At 55.5% G+C, this 16,631-nt stretch carries 16 protein-coding genes; 6 read left to right on the top strand and 10 right to left on the bottom strand.

Annotated elements, in window-relative coordinates:
- Nucleotides 1-48 precede the first annotated feature (48 nt).
- Nucleotides 49-1,011, top strand: coding sequence for an FAD:protein FMN transferase (locus O3S68_RS07420; RefSeq protein ID WP_269231161.1), 963 nt, complete (start codon nucleotides 49-51; stop codon nucleotides 1,009-1,011).
- On the opposite strand, the gene dcuR is transcribed toward O3S68_RS07420, so the two are convergent.
- Both dcuR and O3S68_RS07410 read right to left on the bottom strand, forming a co-directional pair.
- A complete protein-coding gene (gene dcuR / locus O3S68_RS07415; RefSeq protein ID WP_016495698.1) occupies nucleotides 992-1,711 on the bottom strand; it encodes a two-component system response regulator DcuR in 720 nt (239 codons plus the stop codon). The genes O3S68_RS07420 and dcuR overlap by 20 nt on opposite strands.
- Nucleotides 1,708-3,321, bottom strand: a complete 1,614-nt coding sequence (locus O3S68_RS07410; RefSeq protein ID WP_016495699.1) for a sensor histidine kinase — start codon at nucleotides 3,319-3,321, stop codon at nucleotides 1,708-1,710. Before O3S68_RS07410 ends, dcuR begins: the two co-directional genes overlap by 4 nt.
- A gap of 173 nt (nucleotides 3,322-3,494) precedes the next feature.
- On the opposite strand from O3S68_RS07410, the gene O3S68_RS07405 reads away from it, so the two are divergent.
- On the top strand, nucleotides 3,495-4,409 hold the full coding sequence (locus tag O3S68_RS07405) for an N-acetylmuramic acid 6-phosphate etherase (RefSeq protein WP_269231160.1): 915 nt from the start codon (nucleotides 3,495-3,497) through the stop codon (nucleotides 4,407-4,409).
- 258 nt (nucleotides 4,410-4,667) lie between these two features.
- On the top strand, nucleotides 4,668-6,359 hold the full coding sequence (mqo, locus tag O3S68_RS07400) for a malate dehydrogenase (quinone) (RefSeq protein WP_269231159.1): 1,692 nt from the start codon (nucleotides 4,668-4,670) through the stop codon (nucleotides 6,357-6,359).
- Between the two features lie 95 nt (nucleotides 6,360-6,454).
- On the opposite strand, the gene O3S68_RS07395 is transcribed toward mqo, so the two are convergent.
- Complete coding sequence (locus O3S68_RS07395) at nucleotides 6,455-8,212, bottom strand: sigma-54-dependent Fis family transcriptional regulator (protein ID WP_269231158.1); 1,758 nt, start codon at nucleotides 8,210-8,212, stop codon at nucleotides 6,455-6,457.
- A gap of 274 nt (nucleotides 8,213-8,486) precedes the next feature.
- Here O3S68_RS07395 and exaC point away from each other — a divergent pair, with 274 nt between their 5' ends.
- Nucleotides 8,487-10,007 carry an acetaldehyde dehydrogenase ExaC gene (gene exaC / locus O3S68_RS07390; RefSeq protein ID WP_269231157.1) on the top strand — a complete coding sequence of 507 codons (1,521 nt, stop codon included), beginning with the start codon at nucleotides 8,487-8,489 and terminating at the stop codon, nucleotides 10,005-10,007.
- Nucleotides 10,008-10,034: 27 nt separating this feature from the next.
- Nucleotides 10,035-11,066, top strand: coding sequence for an alcohol dehydrogenase AdhP (gene adhP / locus O3S68_RS07385; RefSeq protein WP_017457060.1), 1,032 nt, complete (start codon nucleotides 10,035-10,037; stop codon nucleotides 11,064-11,066).
- A gap of 37 nt (nucleotides 11,067-11,103) precedes the next feature.
- Here adhP and O3S68_RS07380 read toward each other — a convergent pair whose 3' ends face one another.
- Entirely contained in the window at nucleotides 11,104-11,988 is an 885-nt protein-coding gene (locus tag O3S68_RS07380; RefSeq protein WP_269231156.1) for an alpha/beta fold hydrolase, read from the bottom strand.
- An 85-nt stretch (nucleotides 11,989-12,073) separates the two neighbouring features.
- Between O3S68_RS07380 and O3S68_RS07375 the strand changes: the two genes are divergently transcribed.
- Entirely contained in the window at nucleotides 12,074-12,436 is a 363-nt protein-coding gene (locus O3S68_RS07375; RefSeq protein ID WP_016495706.1) for a MerR family transcriptional regulator, read from the top strand.
- Between the two features lie 36 nt (nucleotides 12,437-12,472).
- Here the strand turns inward: O3S68_RS07375 and gap are convergent, their stop codons facing one another.
- From gap to O3S68_RS07345, 6 genes are all read right to left on the bottom strand, one after another.
- Nucleotides 12,473-13,483, bottom strand: coding sequence for a type I glyceraldehyde-3-phosphate dehydrogenase (gap, locus tag O3S68_RS07370; RefSeq protein ID WP_269231155.1), 1,011 nt, complete (start codon nucleotides 13,481-13,483; stop codon nucleotides 12,473-12,475).
- A gap of 83 nt (nucleotides 13,484-13,566) precedes the next feature.
- Nucleotides 13,567-14,547: a GlxA family transcriptional regulator gene (locus tag O3S68_RS07365; RefSeq protein ID WP_160269803.1), complete on the bottom strand. Its 981-nt coding sequence runs from the start codon at nucleotides 14,545-14,547 to the stop codon at nucleotides 13,567-13,569.
- 142 nt (nucleotides 14,548-14,689) lie between these two features.
- Nucleotides 14,690-14,890, bottom strand: a complete 201-nt coding sequence (locus O3S68_RS07360) for a hypothetical protein (RefSeq protein WP_160269805.1) — start codon at nucleotides 14,888-14,890, stop codon at nucleotides 14,690-14,692.
- Between the two features lie 66 nt (nucleotides 14,891-14,956).
- A complete protein-coding gene (locus O3S68_RS07355) occupies nucleotides 14,957-15,463 on the bottom strand; it encodes a ferritin-like domain-containing protein (protein WP_016495710.1) in 507 nt (168 codons plus the stop codon).
- A 34-nt stretch (nucleotides 15,464-15,497) separates the two neighbouring features.
- Nucleotides 15,498-15,995, bottom strand: a complete 498-nt coding sequence (locus tag O3S68_RS07350; RefSeq protein ID WP_045509684.1) for a YciE/YciF ferroxidase family protein — start codon at nucleotides 15,993-15,995, stop codon at nucleotides 15,498-15,500.
- A gap of 99 nt (nucleotides 15,996-16,094) precedes the next feature.
- Nucleotides 16,095-16,277, bottom strand: a complete 183-nt coding sequence (locus O3S68_RS07345) for a general stress protein (RefSeq protein ID WP_016495712.1) — start codon at nucleotides 16,275-16,277, stop codon at nucleotides 16,095-16,097.
- Between the last annotated feature and the right edge of the window lie 354 nt (nucleotides 16,278-16,631).

The raw sequence follows: 16,631 nt of genomic DNA, 5'->3' as shown, positions 1-16,631 counted from the left end.
GCCTGCCACTGCGCAGGCCTGCTCAATTTAGCCCATCAGGAGAGTGCGATGTCCGATAACCGTGTCTGGAGCTACTCTGCAACCCTTATGGGTTCTCCCATTCTGCTGAAACTCTTTGCCGATAACGAAGCGCTCGCCTCCCGCGTTTTTGGCCTTATCAAACGTTACGAAGATCTGCTGACGGTCAACCGCGCCCATTCGCAGGTGATGGATATTAATCACGCCGCAGGTCAGCATCCGGTTGCGGTCAGCCGTCCGGTGTATGAACTGATTAAATGCGCCAAAGCCGCCAGCATGGTGCAGGACAGTGCTTTTAACCTGGCGATTGGCCCGCTGGTGAAACTGTGGCGTATCGGTTTTAAAGGCGACCGCGTACCGCCAGCCGACGAGATAACCGCGCGGCTGCGCATTACCCGTCCGCAGGATGTGGTGCTGAATGATGCCGACAGCAGCGTGTTTCTCACCCAGCCGGGGATGGAGATCGATCTTGGCGCAATCGCCAAAGGCTTTATCGCCGATCGGGTGCGCGATTACCTGCATCAGCAGGATGTGCGCGACGGGTTGATTAACCTGGGGGGCAATGTGCAAACCCTGGGCACGCCGCAAGGTAGCTGGTCTATCGGGCTGAAAAAGCCTTTCTCGTCCGGCGATGCGCTGGTGGGGTCGATAGACGTGGTGAACCAATCGGTGGTGACATCCGGCACCTACGAGCGCTATTTCGAACAGGATGGTAAATGCTGGCACCATATTCTTGACCCGCGCAGTGGTTACCCGCTGGATAACGAACTCGACAGCGTGACGATCATTTCCCGCGATTCGCTCGACGGTGATATCTGGACCACGCTTATCTTCGGTCTCGGTGTGGAAAAAGGCTGCGCATTACTGAAACAGCGCGAGGATATTGAAGCGATTTTCGTCACCAAAAACCGCGACATTATCCTCTCTTCACAGCGTCAGTTCCGCTTTACGCCGTGCGACGACAGTTACCGAATCACTGACTGTACTGCTTAAGTAAGCTGTATTGGTCGGCGATCAACTGGTAGCGATACACCGGGCGACCGGTTGCACCGTAGTGAATGGTGGTGTAGAGGATATTGATTTGGGCAAGCCAAATCAGATATTTACGGCACGACACGCGCGAAATATTCACGGCATTCGCCAGTTCATCGGTGGAAAACTCAATGCCCGGATGGGCGTCAATCCACTGGCAAATGGTACGCAATGTCTGCGCGGTTAACCCTTTTGGCAGACGGCGCGTATCGGCGGCTTCAGGCGCGCCACCGTGTAACAGGCGGTCGACATCAGACTGCTCATAATAGGGGTGCGCACTCATCAGCTTGCGCTTTTCGCGCCACGAGGTCAGCGCTTCTTCGAAGCGCGGGAACTGGAAGGGTTTGATCAGATAATCCACCACTCCATAGTGCAGTGACGTCTGAATGGTTGCCGCATCGGCGGAGGAGGTGATCATAATGACATCAATCGCCCGGCCACTGGCGCGAATGATGGGGAGTAGATCCAGCCCGCTGTCCTGCTGCATATAGACATCCAGCAGCACCAGATCAATATCCCGCTGCGGATCGTTAATCATCTCCTCGGCCTGGCGCAGCGTCGATGCCGTGCCGCAGCACTGAAAGCCGGCGATCTGCGCCACATACATGCGGTTCAGCTCGGCGACCATGGCATCATCGTCAACAATTAATACATTTATCACGCGTTCTTCCTTTCACTATCCCAGGGGAGATGGACAAAAAATTGGGTAAAGACACCGGGTTCAGACTCGACGGTGATCGTGCCGCCAAGTTCGGTGAGCTGCTGGCTGGCAAGAAACAGCCCAACGCCCCGGTTATCACCTTTCGTCGAGAATCCTTTGCGGAAAATGGCGTCGATATTACCTGGCGCAATGCCCGGACCATCGTCGCTCACTTCGCCGGTCAGCCAGCCATCCTGATAATGCAGCAGGATACCCACTTCGCCTTCCGGCTGACTACTCATGGCATCGAGCGCATTTTCGATGAGATTCCCCAGCACCGTCACCAGTACGGTAACTTGCTTCTCATTGGGGTTATCCGGCACCAGGCTCTCATCCGCCAGCGTCAGCGTAAAACCGCGCTCTTTCGCCCGGTTGATTTTGCCTAACAGAAAACCCGCCACCACCGGCGATTTAACCCGGTGCTGAATAGCGCCAATATCGGTTTGATAATTCTGCGCGGTTTGCAGCACGTACTCTTCAAGCTTGTCATAACTTTTCATGTTTAGCAGGCCGAGAATAACATGCAGCTTGTTCATAAATTCGTGGGACGTGGTGCGCAACGCATCAACATAATTCACCATCCCGTCCAGCCGCTGGAGTAGCTGGCTGACTTCGGTTTTATCGCGGAAAGTGCTGATCGCGCCAATCACCACGCCCTGGCTGCGCACCGGCACGGTGTTGCTGAGCAGCAGCAGACCGTTGCAACCGAGCTCGCGATCGTGGGTTGGCTCGCCGGTTTCCAGCACTTCGAGCAGGTCGGCGAGCAGAGGCCCGTGTCCGGCGGCACCGTCTGGTGCATTGGTCAGCAGCATCTGCCGTGCGGCATGGTTAAGCAGCGTTACGCGCCCGTCAGCATCGACGGCAATCACCCCTTCTTTCAGTGACTGTAACATCGCCTGGCGCTGCTTGAATTGCGCCGAGATCTCGTGCGGCTCAAGGCCAAGCAGAATGCGTTTCAGCACCCGCACCAGTTGCCAGGTACCGAGCGAGCCCACCAGCGCGCTAAACAGCAACGTCCACATCACCGCCCAGCGGCTGCGGCTGACTTGCTGATCGACCTTGCTCAGCGAGATCCCGACCACCACCACGCCAATTTGCTGGTTGGCGTCGTCATATACCGGTGTAAAAACGCGTAATGCCGGTGCCAGCACGCCGCGGTTCACGGCGACATTTTCTTTGCCTTTCAGCGCCGGGTTTAGATCCTCGCCAATAAAGTGTTGCCCGATGATCCCGGCGTTCGGGTGCGAATACCGGATGCCGTGCATATTGGTGACGATGGCATACAGCAGATCGTTGCGGGCAGCGACCGCTTCCGTCAGCGGCTGGATCACGTTGCTGTCAGGCGGCAACAATAATCCACGCTTGATTTCAGGCGAATCAGCCAGCGTGCGCGCAACGGCCAGCGCCGTCTCTTTTACACCATCGCGCGTGGCATTACTGATTTGCCAGAACCACAGGGCAAAGGCCAGCAGCAACACCGAACCGATAACGCTGCATACCATTAGCGTCACGGTGGTACTGAGCTTCATAGGGCGTTTGCGTGGTTTTATCCGCTGCGCTAACTCTTTCATGCCAAACCCAATTATTCACATCAAGATAGTTATTATCACCGAAGGCGTAAAAATCTTAAAGCGGCGCGAGAAGTACAAAATGCGCGGCGTAGCCGTGAAGCGTGACCCCATTCGCAGGTAAGGCAGATAAATAACCTTATAGTGAGTGTGGAACCATTCAGAAGGAGCAGGGTATGAGCAGTAAGCCAAACGGTTCACTAGTGGAACGTCGCAACCGCCGCACGACCGACATCGACCGGCTCGCCACGCTGGATATGCTGACGCTCATCAATGAGGAAGATAAACAGGTTACCGACGCGGTAAGCGCCTGTTTGCCGGAGATCGCCCGGCTGGTGGATAACGCCAGCGCGACGCTGAATCGCGCCGGCAGGGTGGTGATTATCGGCGCCGGTGCGTCCGGGCAGGCGGCGATACAAACCGCACAAGGTTTTGCTCCCGATACACGTCATGGCGTTATTGGCTTGTTGGCCGGTGGCATCAATGCTAACGCGCAAGAGCGTGACGCGGCGGCGGCAAATTATGAACGCGGGGTTGCCGATTTACAGGCCATCAACTTTAGCCATGACGATATGCTGGTGGCGCTGTCGGTCAGTGGTAAAACGCCGTGGACATGGGGCGCGCTGCGCCACGCCTGGGTGCTCGGCGCACACATCGCGCTGGTTTGCCGGGGTCACGATAGCGAAGCCGCCCGGTTGGCGGATATCGTGCTGGCACCGGACAGCGGCGCGGAGGTGGTGAGTGGTTTTAGCGAACCGAAAGCGCGGCTTGCCCAGCAGCAAATCCTCAATATGCTGGCAACCGGTCTTGCTATCCGTACCGGGCGTGTTTATAGCAACCTGCGGGTGGATGTGCAGGCGACCAGTGTGCACTGGGCAGAGCGGCAAATCACGCTGATGATGGCGGCGACGCAGTGCTCTCGCGAGCAAGCGAAAAGCGCGCTGGAGAGCTGCGACCATAACTGCCGTACGGCGATATTAATGGTGCTGACCGGTCTGGATGCCTGGCGCGCGCGCGATCTGCTAACCGAGAATAACGATCATCTGCGAATTGCCTTACAGGAGGCGAAAACGCATTTTGCTGATGTCTGAATAATGAAAAAAGCCCGCCAATAATTACGGCGGGTTTTTTTATTATGTATTGTACGAGCGTTTGATATTTCGAGTTTTTAAGATAAATCCCGTCACTATTAATTCCACATTATTTATGTCACTGCTTTTTTTAATTTAAAAAAGCGGCGAAATACTATTTATCGATATGAGCTGAATTGTGTATGATATTTTAAATTAACGTAAAAGTGCGTTAATATCTGTTTTCACAAATCACACCTGCTATGTAACCTTATAATTATGCCTGCAATGAAAAAGACAATTATCTCGCTCAGCGCCGCCGCGTTACTCGTCAGTTCAGTGACCAGCGCGTACGCGGAAGAGACGCAAAAAACGGACTTCCTGCTGATTGGCGGCGGCATCATGAGCGCCTCTCTGGGGACCTGGCTGCAGGAGCTGCAGCCGGAGTGGAAACAAGTGATGGTGGAAAAACTCGATGGCGTAGCGCTCGAGTCTTCTAACGGCTGGAATAATGCCGGCACCGGTCACTCGGCAAATATGGAACTTAATTACACTCCGCAGCGTCCGGATGGCTCTATTGATGTCAGCAAAGCGCTGGAAATTAATGAGCAGTTTATGATTTCCCGCCAGTTCTGGTCGGCACAGGTGAAGCGCGGTATTTTGAATAACCCGCACGCTTTTATTAATTCCACGCCGCACATGAGTTTCGTCTGGGGCGATAATGTGGATTATCTGGCAAAACGTTATGCCGCTTTGCAGCAAACGACCTTATTCCAGGGCATGAAATTCTCCACCGACCATCAGCAAATTAAACAGTGGGCACCGCTGGTGATGGAAGGGCGCGACCCGAACCAGAAAGTCGCCGCCACCTGGACGCCGGTCGGCACCGACGTTAACTACGGTGAAATTACCCGTCAGCTGGTTGGCAGCCTGAAAAAAAGCAGCAACTTCTCCCTGCAAACCTCTTCCGAAGTGACCGATTTCAAACGCAATGCCGATAACTCCTGGCATGTCACCATCAAAGACGTGAACAGCGGTAACGAGCACGCCATCGATGCGAAATATGTCTTTATCGGTGCTGGTGGCGGGGCGCTGAAGCTGCTGCAAAAAACCGGCATCCCGGAAGCGGATAATTACGCGGGCTTCCCGGTCGGAGGTTCCTTCCTGATGACGGAAAACCCGGCGATCACCAGCCAGCACCTGCAAAAAGTCTACGGTCAGGCGTCCGTGGGCGCGCCGCCGATGTCGGTACCGCATATCGATGCCCGTTTTATTGATGGCAAACGCGTCGTGCTGTTTGGGCCGTTCGCGACCTTCTCCACCAAATTCCTGAAAAACGGCTCCTTCTTTGACCTGCTGAGCACTACCACCACCAGCAACTTTATGCCGATGACCCACGTAGGGCTCGACAACTTCGACCTGGTGAAATACCTGATTGGTCAGGTGATGCTGAGCGATGAAGACCGCTTTGAAGCGCTGAAAGAGTACTATCCGCAGGCGCGTAAAGAGGACTGGAAACTGATCCAGGCCGGCCAGCGTGTGCAGATCATCAAGAAAGATGAAGACAAAGGTGGCGTACTGAAGCTTGGCACCGAAGTGGTGGTCGATCAGCAGAAAACCATCTCTGCGCTGCTTGGCGCATCGCCGGGCGCGTCGACGGCGGCACCAATCACCCTGAATGTGCTGAAGAAGATGTTCCCGGAGCAGTTCAACTCGCCGCAGTGGCAGAGCAAAATCCGCGACATCGTGCCGAGCTACGGTCAGGAGATGAACGGTAACGTGGCGTTGACCCAGAAAGTGTGGGATGACACCGCCGCCACGCTGCAACTGGCGAAACCGCCGGTGATTGAGATGAACGATCAGAAAAACGCCCCGGCTGATAAACCGGCAGAGGCGAAAAGCGATGCTCCGGCTGACAAGCCGGTTCAAGCGAAAAGCGACGCCTCCCCACAGCACGATATGGCGCTGTAAATAAAACAGGGCGCACTCCGGTGCGCCCTTTCTCTTTTTGTCGGTTGCGACCGTTCCCGCCTGAATAAAACTCTGTTGTTATTCCCGTCGCGCATTTAACCGTTCGCTTGCCGTTTTTCGAGGCGACGGTAGAGCGTGCTGCGCGATATCCCCAGCTTTTTAGCCGCCAGACTCATGTTGCCCCGCGCTTCTGCAATCGCGCTCTGCTCATCTTGCGGGGCTGCCACCGCCAGCGTTGGCGGGGGCGAAGAGGCACTGTCATGGGGAAGATCCGCAAGCGTAATGCAATCACCGTCTTCCGCCAGCGCCATCAATACCCGCAACTGGCTGAGTAACTGGCGCACATTTCCCGGCCACGGGCGACCCGCCAGCGTGGCGACCACCTCGGCGCTAAGAGTAAGGCCACGGCTGGCTGCGCCCAGCTCCTGCCACAGTTTTTGGATAAACCCATCAACATTCTGCCACTCGCGCAACGGAGGAATGCGCAGATGAAACTCCTGAATGCGGTACAGCAGATCTTCGCGGAATGTCCCGGCCTGCACCCGTGCGGCGAGATCCTGATGGGTGGCACAAATTAGCGTGAAGTTGACGTCATACACACTGTTGGCACCCAGCGGCGTCACTTTCTTCTCCTGCAATACGCGCAGCAGGCGGGTTTGCAGCGCCAGCGGCATATCGCCAATCTCGTCAAGAAACAGAACGCCACCATCGGCTTCCCGGCACTTACCGATATAGCCTTTCGGGCTTGCGCCGGTAAACGCGCCGGGAACATAGCCAAACAGTTCGGACTCAATCAAATGCTCCGGGAGCGCCGCACAGTTAATGGCGACAAAGTTTCCTGTGCGCCACTGGCTGCGGGCATATAGCTCGCGGGCCAGATACTCTTTCCCGCTGCCGGTTTCACCGGTCACGCACAAGGCAATCCCGGCATTAACAATGCGCAGTGCTTTCTCTTTTTCCCGCGCCATTTGATCCTGCGCGAGGGCTGCGCCGCGCCCGATATAGCGCCGCGCAGGCAGCGTCTGACGCGCGTAGTAGCGCCGTGTATTACTGGCGTCGAGGGTGGTTTCGCCGACCTGTAAACCGGCCTCCGGGAAAAGCGTTTGCAAAGAGAGTTCGCCAAAATGCTGCGGCGTCAGCGAAAACTCATCCATCGCCAGCTTGTTCGCACCGAGCAATGTCTGATCGGCGAAAATCAGCAACAGCTCCTGCGCACTGCCGAGCACCGACGGGTCGTGATGCAGACTCAGCAGCCAGCGGTCGGCACCAAGCGCGCTGGTGGCCCACTCATGTTCTATTTGGCATACCGCGCGACGGATCAGCGCGGCGGCATCGCGGCGCGGCGCCTGGGCGGGTGTTGAGAGATCTAACACCCCGGCAATTTGTCCATCCGGCCGGAAGACGGGGGACGCCGAGCAAAACAAGCCTGCGTTGCGGCTGAGGTAATGTTCGCCGCCGGAAACTTCACAATGGCGCTGCAATGCCAGCGCAGTCCCTATCGCGTTAGTGCCGCGCGCGTGTTCGCCCCACAGGTTGCCGGGTGCCAGCGCATAACGCTGCGCTTTTTGCAGAAAGTCGCGGTTGCCGTGGGTCTCCAGCACCAGACCGGTAGCGTCGGACAGCACCATTATCGACGGATGACTGGCAAGCTCCGGGCGCAGTCGCGCCAGCAGCGGGGCGGCCAGGTGGTTGACCCAACCGTTTTCCGCGCGGGCATCTTTCAGCATGGATGTCGCTACCCAGGGCTGGGCGTCATCATCGCGGGTCAACCCGTAGCTGCGACTACGCTGCCAGGAGTTTTCAAGCAGGCAGGGTAACCCGGCAGGAGCGAGGGACAAGGCGCGTGGCGGCATGTGACTCTCCATTAAATGAGATGTTACATTTGTGTAGCATAACAGTGTCCCGTATGTAGCGACGTGCGACACACTTCCCGCACCCTGTACCAGCCTTTTTTGTGTCATTTCATTCCGGCAAAAGTCTGGCTTTCAGTTATTTCCTTGTTTTATCAGCATAAACGCACCTGCGACGGATCGTTTGCTACGACCTGGCATAAGAACTGCTTATGTCACTGTGTCCGCCACGATGCGCGACGCCTCACCTGTACCGATAATAAAAGAGGAACATCTTATGAAATATGTCCACCCTGGCCTTGATGGCGCGAAAGTCTCTTTTAAACAGCGTTATGGCAACTATATTGGCGGTGAATTTGTTGACCCGGTGGAAGGGCGTTGGTTTACCAACACCTCGCCGGTCACCGGACAGGTGATTGCCGAATTCCCGCGCTCAGACGCGGCGGATATTGAGAAGGCTCTGGACGCAGCGCATGCTGCCGCCGACGCCTGGGGAAAAACCAGCGTGCAGGATCGCGCCAATGTGCTGCTGGCCATTGCCGATCGCATCGAAGCCAACCTGGAAATGCTGGCATTAACAGAAACCTGGGATAACGGAAAACCGATCCGCGAAACCATGGGCGCGGATTTGCCGCTGGCTGTTGATCACTTCCGTTATTTCGCCGGTTGTATCCGCGCGCAGGAAGGGACAGCGGCAGAGATCGACAGCAATACGGTTGCTTACCACATCTATGAACCGCTGGGCGTCGTCGGGCAGATCATTCCGTGGAACTTCCCGCTGCTGATGGCGGCATGGAAACTGGCGCCGGCGCTGGCGGCGGGTAACTGCGTGGTACTGAAACCGGCTGAACAGACACCGCTTGGCATCTGCGTGTTGATGGAACTGATTGGCGATCTGCTACCCAAAGGCGTGCTGAATGTGGTGCACGGCTTCGGCACTGAAGCCGGTGAACCGCTGGCGCGCAGCAAACGCATCGAAAAAATCGCCTTTACCGGCTCCACGCCGATTGGCCGCCACATCCTTTCGTGCGCGGCGGAAAACATCATCCCCAGCACCGTCGAACTCGGCGGCAAATCACCGAATATCTACTTTGAAGATGTGATGAACGGTGATGAAGGCTTTATTGATAAAGCGGTGGAAGGCGTGGTGCTCGGCTTCTTCAACCAGGGCGAAGTCTGCACCTGCCCGTCGCGCGTGCTGGTGCAGGAATCGATCTACCCGCAGTTTGTCGAAAAAGTTATCGCCCGCATGGAGAACATCCGCCAAGGCGACCCGTTTGACACCGACACCATGATTGGTGCGCAGGCGTCACAAGAGCAGTACGACAAGATCCTCTCTTACATCTCGATTGCCCGCGACGAAGGCGGCGAAATCATTACCGGCGGCGCTCACGTGGAACACGGCGACGGGCTGCAAAACGGTTTCTATATCCAGCCGACATTGATTAAAGGCCATAACGGGATGCGCTGCTTCCAGGAAGAGATTTTTGGGCCGGTGCTGGGCATTACCACCTTTAAAGATGAAGCCGAAGCGCTGCGTATCGCCAACGACACCGAGTTTGGCCTCGGCGCCGGGGTGTGGACGCTGGATATCAATCGCGCATGGCGCATGGGACGCGGCATTAAAGCGGGTCGCGTGTGGACAAACTGTTACCACCTCTACCCGGCACATGCGGCGTTTGGCGGTTACAAAAACTCGGGCGTCGGGCGTGAAACCCACAAACTGGCGCTGAGCCACTATCAGCAGATCAAAAACCTGCTGGTGAGTTACAGCGGTTCGCCGCTGGGGCTGTATTAATTATCTACATCAGGATGAGGCGATAATATGCAACTGAAAACCATGAAAGCCGCAGTGGTGAAAGCCTTTGGTCAGCCGCTGGTGATTGAAGAGGTGATGGTGCCGGCTGTTGAACCGGGCAAGATCCTCGTCAAAATTGAAGCGACCGGCGTATGTCACACGGATTTACACGCCGCCGATGGCGACTGGCCGATTAAACCGAACCCGCCGTTTATCCCCGGCCACGAAGGTGTCGGCCATGTGGTGGCTGTCGGGCCGGGCGTGAAGCATGTGAAAGAGGGCGACCGGGTTGGTGTGCCGTGGCTCTACTCAACATGTGGTCACTGTGAACACTGCCTTGGCGGCTGGGAAACCCTGTGCCATTCGCAGCAAAACTCCGGCTATTCGGTAAACGGTACGTTTGCCGAATATTGCCTGGCCGATGCCAGCTATGTCGGGATTTTGCCGGATAATGTCGATTTTCAGAGTATCGCGCCAATCCTCTGCGCCGGGGTGACAGTCTATAAAGGGCTGAAAATGACCGAAGCGCGCGCCGGAGAGTGGGTGGTGGTGTCGGGTATCGGCGGTCTGGGACACCTGGCGATCCAGTACGCGGTGGCGATGGGCATGAACGTGGCGGCGGTCGATATTGATGATGACAAGCTGGCGTTTGCCCGCCGTCTCGGTGCCTCGGTGGTGGTCAATGCGCGCCAGGAAGATCCGGGAACGCGTTTCCATAGCGAGTTTGGCGGTGCGCACGGTGTGCTGGTGACCGCGGTATCGCCAAAAGCGTTTGAGCAGGCAACAACCATGATGCGCCGTGGCGGCACCATGGTGCTCAACGGCTTACCACCGGGGAAATTCGACCTGTCGATTTTTGACATGGTGCTCGATGGCACCACGGTGCGCGGTTCGATTGTCGGTACGCGTAAAGATCTGCAGGAAGCGCTGGATTTCGCCGGGCGCAACAAAGTCCATGCGGAAATCGCCGTGGAGCCGCTGGAGAATATCAACAGCATCTTTGAGCGGATGCGCGCCGGGAAAATCACCGGCAGGATCGTCGTCGATATGTCGAAGTAACAGAGTAAAACGGGGCAGCGATGCCCCGTTTGGCGTTTCAGTGCAGAGCATCCGCAAACTCTGCCAACTGCTGGTTAAAACGGGCTGGCTCTTCCAGGAACGGGGCGTGCCCCGAATGGTCAAACCACACCGCGCTAATACGGGGATTCACGCTTCTGGCACGCGCCAGCGATGCGTGTGGCTCCACCAGCTGGTCATGCCTGCCGTAGATAAAGCGTACCGGGATTGTCGCTTTTCCCAGCCCCTGCTCAAGCGCAACTTTCATTGACGGTACGGCGCGTTGCATCTCCCAGGAGGCCATCGCCGCATTGGCTTGCAGGCGCGCGAAGGTAACCGGGTCAGGTTGCTGGTAGAAGCAGAGCCGCAGAAATTCGCGCTCGCCATCCAGGTGGGTGGCTAAATCCGCCGAGGTCATCGCCTGATAGACTTGCGGATGCGCCGGGATCTGATCGGGCGTTAACTCCACCACGGCGTCGACATACAGCGCGCCAGACAGGGCTTTGTCACCAAACTGCGCCAGGTAGTGACTGATCACCGCGCCACCCAGCGACCAGCCGACCAGCAGCGGTTTTTTTGCATGGCTTGCGGCAATGACGGCGGCGACATCTTCCGCCCAGCGGCTTCCCTCGCGGTAGGCCTCTGCTTGCATCGGTTTGGCTGACAGACCATGGCCGCGCATATCAAAACTGATTAAGCGAAAACGTTGCAAAGCCGGATCCTGACGCTGTTTTTCCCAGTTCAGGTGGCTGCCTAATAAGCCGTGAATAAAAATAATCGGCTTGCCTTGCGGCGCGCCGGACTCTTGTACCGCCAGTTCCACACCGTCCGCCGAGGTCACGGTGTACTGCTTGTCGCTGGCAAACAGCGAGGCGGAAAAGATGAATAACAAAATAGCGAGATAACGGCCAGTGGATAACAGCATAAAATGTTCCTCCAGATGAATGTTCGCGGCTATCCTCAACCCTGACACTGGTGTCAGAGTCAAGCCATTTACCGGGAGGAAGAGAATGTTTTCAATTGGCGAACTCGCCCGACAAACGGGCATCAGCGTGCGCTCTATCCGCCATTATGATCGACACGGCCTGCTGTGCAGCACGCGTGCCTGCAACGGTTATCGCTACTTTCCACCGCAGGCGCTCGGCCAGGTGAGGCAAATCCAGCAGTTAATCGCCACGGGGTTTAGCATTGCTGAAATTGCCGCTTTTCCTGCCTGTATGCGCAATGAAGAAGGGGCGACGATGTGTCCGCAAACGCGCGCGTTGCAGCGTAAACGGCTGGCGACGATTGAGGCGCAAATCGCCACCCTTGAACGCCGCCGCGCGCAACTGGTTGCCGCGCTGGGCGCGACAGAACAAAAAACGACGCCCTGAGGCGTCGTCATAATGTGCAGGGCAGAAGTCTCGCCGTTATAAACCGCGTTTGCCGATCAGGCTTGCCAGTTCAACCAGGCGATTTGAGAAGCCCCACTCGTTATCATACCAGGCGAGGATTTTCACCAGATTGCCGCCAATCACCAGCGTTGATAATCCGTCAATGATCGACGAGCGCGGGTCGCCCTGGTAATCGCTGGAAACCAGCGGTTCGTCACTGTAACCGAGAATACCTTTCAGCGGACCGGCCTCTGCGGCTTCGCGGAACGCGGCATTAACCTCTTCAACCGTAACATCACGTTTTAGCGTGACCGTCAGGTCAACAATCGACACCACCGGAACCGGCACGCGCAGAGAGTAGCCTGTCAACCGGCCGTCGAGTTCCGGGATCACTTTGCCGAGCGCTTTCGCCGCCCCGCTGGAGTAAGGCACAATCGACAGCGCCGCAGCACGCGCGCCGCGCAGATCTTTTTCCGGCTGGTCGTGCAGCGCCTGGCTGTTGGTATAGGCGTGGGTGGTGTTCATCAGGCCATGTTCGATCCCGAAGCGCTGATGCAGCACTTGCGCGGCAGGGGCAAGTCCGTTGGTGGTACAACTGCCGTTGCTGACCACAAAATGGCGTTTGGGATCGTACTGGCTGTCGTTCACGCCCAGCACGATGGTTAAATCATCATTTTTACCCGGTGCGGAGATAATCACCCGTTTTGCGCCGCCGCGGCTGATATGCACTTCGGCTTTGTCGCGTTCGGTGAAGAAACCGGTGGCTTCAATTACCACTTCCACACCAACATCGCGCCATGGAATGTTGCCCGGATCGCGTTCGCTGAACACACGCACCGCATTGCCATCGACGAACAACTGGCCTTCACCCGCTTCTACCGGAACGGGCAGGGTGCCGAGCAGAGAATCATGTTTCAGCAGATGAGCGAGGGTCTTGCTGTCTGTCAGATCGTTAATCGCCACGATCTGAATCTCCGGGTTGCCCAGCGCCGCGCGTAACACGTTGCGTCCAATCCTGCCAAAACCATTAATGCCGACCTTAACCATAATTGACTCCTTCCTGTGCGGTAACTAACTGCAGTTACTGTAGGCCGGTCATGGTTTGGCGTAAACGACAAAAAAGGATCACTTTACGCCAATTTGCGGCAGTGGAAGCGCTGGCGGTAATCGCCTGGTGTCAGGTGTAACTGGCGTTCGAAAATGCGCCGCAGATTGATGCTGCTGCCGAAACCGGTGGCGGCGGCGATCTGCTCCAGGGTTTCACTGGTTTGCTCCAGCCGGCTACGTGCGGCGGCGAGCCGCGCTTCGGCCACATAGCGCGCGGGAGAAACACCGCTTTCACGGGTAAAGACGCGGGTGAAATTTCGCGGGCTCATCGCAACCTGTTCCGCCAGCCGCTCAACGGATAAATCCTCAGCCAGGTTGGCAAGGATCCAGTTTTGCAGTTCGCTGATTGGCCCGACGCCGCTGGCCTGCTGCAATTGATAGCGGCTGAACTGCAACTGACCGCCGGGGCGGCGCAGGTACATCACCATGTTCTGCGCGATATCCAGCGCCAGTGAGAAGCCATAATCATCTTCGACCAGCGCCAGCGTGAGATCGAAGCCGGAACTGACGCCGCCGGAGGTCCAGACTGGCCCGTCCTGAATATAGAGCGGGCCGCCTTCAACGGTTACCGCGGGGTATTCTTTCTGCATGGTTTCCAGCAGCCGCCAGTGGGTGGTTGCGCGCCGTCCGTTAAGCAACCCACTTTGTGCCAGCAGCATCGCGCCACCGCAAATAGAAACGACCCGACGCGCGTGCGGCGCGGCAAGACGCAGCCAGTCCACCACGGCCGTACCTTCTTCGGCATCAGTACCGCGACCGGTTATCATGATGGTGTCCCACGGCTGTCGCGGATCGATCTCCGGCAGGCGGTGATCGGCCAGCAGGTTCAGCCCGGACTGGCCATGGATCACCTGGTGAGGCTGGGTGGTGGCAACGGTAACGCGATAGCGCGGCTGCGCGGTCTCATCCGGGTGTAGCTGGTTGGCCTGCATCAGAATGTCGGCAATCCCGGCGGCTTCGAACAGCATGCCGCCATCAGGAACAATAATCAGGAATGTTTTCATGTCCTGAAACGTACGCCAATTACATTTTAAGTCAAGCCTGCGCTGAAGGGCGCGGATGACGGGCAATAAAAAACCCGGAGTCTCCGCTCCGGGCAAATCTAACAAGACACAAAATGTTATCGAATAACGCGGTCTATGGGCGTTATTCGCTGGCCTGTTTACGGTTAGCCATCGTCGTGACCAGATATTCCTGCACGGGGTCGAGAGAAAGATCGGGTTGCGGCAGTTCAGCCTCATCATGGTTGCTGGCAGGTTGCCCGGCGACAAAGGGTTTTTGCTCCCGGGCGCGTTCAAACTCACTCAACACTTGCCAGCCGAGATCGTCACTGGCACGGTTGTTCATTAACACATTCCTTACGCGTTTCAGCTTTGGCAGCATCGTCGTCTCTCCATTAACAATAAACGCAGGTTATTTTTTCGCTTCAACGCCGGGCGCGCTGGAGCGGTCAAGGAATTGAGTTGTCACTTCCGGCACGTGCTGGAGCATCCACTCCGCCATTTCAATCTCTTGCGCCACAATTTTTTGCAGCACCTGCACGCCGTTAACATCGCCCAATTCTTCAGCCGTTCTAATCAATGAGGTGTAGCACGCAATTTCAAATTGCTCAAAGACATAGCCACCTATTGCGCCTTTAACCACCTCGTCGGAATTAAAGACACCGCCAACGGCTTGACCCATCGCCGCCATTTTACCCATGGTGTCTTTGAGGACCGATCGCGATATTCCGCATTGATCAATAAGCCCTTCAAGTAACACTATTTGTTCGCGGGTTTCGGCTAAATGACTTTCAATTTTGCTTTTCAACACAGGATAATTATCGATGCGTTTAGCCATTGCCTCCAGCATCGACTCTGCCTGTTTTTCCATCCCATGTGCGTCACGTAGCCAGTCGTGATAATTCTCTTCGCGTGTCATACGTTTACCTCAGGTGGAATTAACTCAATGACATTTATTCTACTTCCGCTTTGGAATTAATTTTGCTGGTCGCAATTTTGGTAAGCAAATTGTCGGTGGTTTTTTCCTCTTCCAGCGTTTGCGCCAGAAGATTTTTCGCTTTTTTATAGCCTAATTGATCGGCAAGGGTGCAAAGCGTACCGTAAGAGGCAATTTCATAATGTTCAACTTTTTGCGCAGCGGCAATTAACGCGGCGTCACGAATAGTGCCTTTTTCAGTGCTTTCAATCACCTCGTCGGCTTCCTCTACTAAACCTTCCATCGCATGACACTTCATGCGTTTTAACTTCAGGCCGCTTTCGGCTTCAAGCAGCTGATCGATGCGCTCTATCTGGCCTTGCGTCTCTTCCATGTGTTGTTTGAAGGCTTGCACCAGCTCGGGCGTAGAGGCTTCGCGTGCCAGTTTGGCTAACGCGCGGGCAAGTTGTTTTTCTGCGCTGTAAATGTCCGACAAACCGTGGATAAATAAATCGTTTAGCGTATTAATCTGCATAATTAAAGACCTTTAATTTCAGGTTAAAAATAGCGAGCCGTTGCCGGCTCGCCAGGAATAAAATAAATATATTGATGCGGTAAAAAATTAAATCAGAAATTAATCCCCTGATTTACGGCCGCCGCTGTGGCTATTCTGGCCGCCTTTTTTACCTGCTTCGGAAGCGCGCTGTGGATCATTTTTGAAATTACCACCGCTGTGTTGACCGCCTTTGCGGCCCGCTTCGGACGCTTTTTCACGATCTTCGGCGAAATTACCTGAGCCGCCACGATGTTCAGCCATAATATTTCTCCTGTTTCGTTGTTAAATATATGAACATGAATATTCGAAACCATGTTCACTGCGTTCAGGGATTAAAGTTAGTCGCTGTAGTGAAATAGTCAAACGTGAAAATTCCTATGCAAAAAAATACTCCTTTAGGTGTAGCTGCTGGTTATTTAAACAAAGCGGCATTGAGGATGTATCTTTAAAATAAGCCACTTAGCAAAAAGTAGATAGAAAACGAATATTACCTCTCGTTATTACCTACCTTTTTTCATGTGGTTTCTGGCATGAAAATGGCATTTATTGACATAAATTTACATTTGGCTTTGGTAAATCATCATGATTTCTTATGGTTTTAAGAGAAGTCTCAAA

The sequence above is a fragment of the Kosakonia sp. SOY2 genome (assembly GCF_027109175.1).
Lineage (GTDB): Bacteria > Pseudomonadota > Gammaproteobacteria > Enterobacterales > Enterobacteriaceae > Kosakonia.
The sequence above is the reverse complement of the archived record's forward strand: the minus strand, read 5'-3'. Positions and strand labels throughout refer to the sequence as shown.